The sequence below is a fragment of the Actinomycetota bacterium genome, from assembly GCA_035540895.1.
Classification (GTDB): domain Bacteria; phylum Actinomycetota; class JAICYB01; order JAICYB01; family JAICYB01; genus DATLFR01.
The window spans coordinates 1-2,516 of sequence record DATLFR010000046.1; the positions used below are offsets into that span (position 1 = coordinate 1).

Below are 2,516 nucleotides of genomic sequence, written 5' to 3' on the forward strand. Positions count from 1 at the left end.
CCGCGCCCCAGCCCGACCCCGACGCGGACCCCGGGCGGGCAGGGGCAGGGGAGCTCCGTGTCCGGGCCGAGCCCGTCGCCCGGGTCCGGTTAGAGGACGGCTTCGGCCCGCTTCAGGACCGGGGGGACCCCGGTGAACGAACAGCTCAGGATGACGCGCCCGGCGTCGAGAGATGCCTCTGGGTCGCACGGCAGGATGTCCTGGGGCAGCGACTCGGAGATCTCGGCTCCCGCTCCCTCGCCGAGGCGCAGTACGCGGTCCACCACGCGTGCGCTGACGTCGCCCGGGGCGAGGTCCAGCGGGATCCCGAGCCCGGCCGCGAGGTCCTCGGCCTCGAGCGTCGCCACGATGCGTCCGCGGTCGATGTCCGACACGCGGGCGCGCCGTCGGTAGAGGGCGGACCGGTCGAGGGTGACCCCGTCCAGCTCGTAGCGGACGGTGGCGAAGAGCAGCCGCTCGCGCGAGACCTCGTCGAGCGTCATCTCGACGTGGCGGACCTGACCGGTGAGCGCGAGCCGGGTGAGGAGGGGGAACGACTGCACATCGGCGGTCACGCCCACCGCGCCGCGGGTGCGGTCGCGGACGCGGGCCTCCATCTGCGACTCGACGAGGGACGGGGCGACCAGCTCGGCGGCGACGCCGAGGACGGCCGCGAGGAGGAAGAGGCGGATCAGCAGGCGCATGTGTCGAACGAGGCTACACGGCGGATGTCCGGACTCACTCCGACGCCGGTCCGGTGAAGTCCGCCGGCCGCTTGTTGCGGATCGCGTCTATGCCCTCCAGGACGTCCGGGCCCCCGAACCCGAGGAACTCGAGCGCCAACGAGGCGTCGAACGAGGGTCCGGCCGTCCGCAACCAGTTGTTGAGGGCGAGCTTCGTCCAGCGCAGGGCAGACTGCGAACCGGCGGCCAGCCGGCGGGCGACCTCCAGGGCCCGGTCCTCCAGCTCGTCGTCGGGCACGCACAGGGAGACGAGGCCTATCCGCTCCGCCTCGGCTCCCGAGAGCGGCTCGCAGGTGAGCAGGTGGTACTTGGCCTTCGCCATCCCGCAGAGCAGGGGCCAGATGATCACCGAGTGGTCGCCCGCGGCCACCCCGAGCTTCGTGTGCCCGTCGATGATGCGCGCCGTCTCGGACGCGATCGAGACGTCGGCGAGGAGCCCGACCACGAGGCCCGCGCCCACCGCCGGACCACGCATCGCGGAGACGACGAGCTTGGAGCAGTTGATCACGTTGTAGACGAGGTCGCGCGCCTCCCGCAGCACCCTGATGCGCACCTCGAAGTCCTCGGCCATGTCCTTCACCAGGTCGAGGTCGCCGCCGGCGCTGAAGGCCTTGCCCTCCCCCGTCACGATCACCACCCTGGTGTCGGGATCGCGGTCGATCTCGAGCCATACGTTGGCCAGGTCGCGGTGCATCTCGTGACCTGCGGCGTTCAGCTTGCCGGGGGCGCTCATGACGAGTCGCAGGACGTGCGGCTCGGGCCGCTCGAACCTGAGGCTGGGGTACCCCGCGTAGCGGTCGGACATCGTCTCCCTCCCGTTCGGACCGGATCAGGATAGGTGGCGGACGCAGCGGCGTGGTATGCATCCGGTCGTGGAGGGGGGCGAGCACTGGGCGCAGGACCGGGAGCCGCGACCGACGGGCTTCCCGTGGAAGCTGGTCGCACCTCTCCTGGTGGTCTCGGCTCTCGCCCTCGGGCTCTTCGTCTGGGTGCTGTTCGCACCGGGTGAGCGCGTCCCCCAGCCCCCGGACCCGTTCGACATGCCGGGTGTACCCCAGGAGATGCAACTGATCGCGAACGGGGTGTGGCGAGGACAGAGCTGGGCCCTCCATGCCGCCCCGCAGGAGGGGGAGCCGGGCGTCTGCCTGTCCTTCACCTGGGAGGAACACGGCGGTTCGGCCAGCTGCGGGAGCCTGCCCGGCGCCGACGACCATTTCGCGCTGGTCGGGGGCGGCGTCGGTCCGGGGGCGTTCGAGGCGGAGGGTGTCGTCTCGGCCGCGACCGCCACCGTCCGTATCGAGTGGGCGAACGGGCGGTCCGCGGAGGTCACCCCCGTTCCCATCGAAGGTATGGAGGCGAAGGCGTTCGCCGAGGTGGGCAGCGCACCCCCGGTGCGTCTGATCGCACTCGGTGCCGGCGGGGAAGAGCTCGGCATCTACGACATGGGGAGTCCGTAGTGGGCCCGGTCACGATCTTCTACAACGGCGCCTGCAGCAAGTGCCGGGGGACGATGGAGCTGCTCAGGGAGCGCGGGATCGAGCCCGAGGTGGTCGAGTACCTGTCCGCCCCGCCGACGGCCGAGGAGCTGCGCGAGCTCAGCGCGAAGCTGGGGCTCCCGGTCCGGGAGCTCGTCCGCACGTCTGAGCCGCGGTACGCGGAGCTGGGTCTGGACGACGCGTCCGAAGACGAGCTCGTGGAGGCGCTGGCGCGGGAGCCCGTCCTGCTCCAGAGACCGATCGTCGTGTCCGGGGGCCGGGCGGTGATCGGGAGGCCGCCGGAGCGGGTGCTCGATCT

At 71.8% G+C, this 2,516-nt stretch carries 4 protein-coding genes; 2 read left to right on the forward strand and 2 right to left on the reverse strand.

Annotated features, from left to right (window positions below; translation table 11 throughout):
- Window positions 1–89: 89 nt before the first annotated feature.
- Together VM840_02475 and VM840_02480 are read right to left on the reverse strand one after the other, a co-directional pair.
- Complete coding sequence (locus VM840_02475; protein HVL80440.1) at window positions 90–683, reverse strand: LmeA family phospholipid-binding protein; 594 nt, start codon at window positions 681–683, stop codon at window positions 90–92.
- Window positions 684–717: 34 nt separating this feature from the next.
- Window positions 718–1,527, reverse strand: coding sequence for an enoyl-CoA hydratase/isomerase family protein (locus tag VM840_02480; GenBank protein ID HVL80441.1), 810 nt, complete (start codon window positions 1,525–1,527; stop codon window positions 718–720).
- A gap of 55 nt (window positions 1,528–1,582) precedes the next feature.
- On the opposite strand from VM840_02480, the gene VM840_02485 reads away from it, so the two are divergent.
- Both VM840_02485 and arsC read left to right on the forward strand, forming a co-directional pair.
- Window positions 1,583–2,179 carry a hypothetical protein gene (locus VM840_02485; GenBank protein HVL80442.1) on the forward strand — a complete coding sequence of 199 codons (597 nt, stop codon included), beginning with the start codon at window positions 1,583–1,585 and terminating at the stop codon, window positions 2,177–2,179.
- The coding region (gene arsC / locus VM840_02490) for an arsenate reductase (glutaredoxin) (GenBank protein HVL80443.1) at window positions 2,179–2,516 on the forward strand (338 nt) is incomplete at its 3' end. The genes VM840_02485 and arsC, both read left to right, overlap by 1 nt.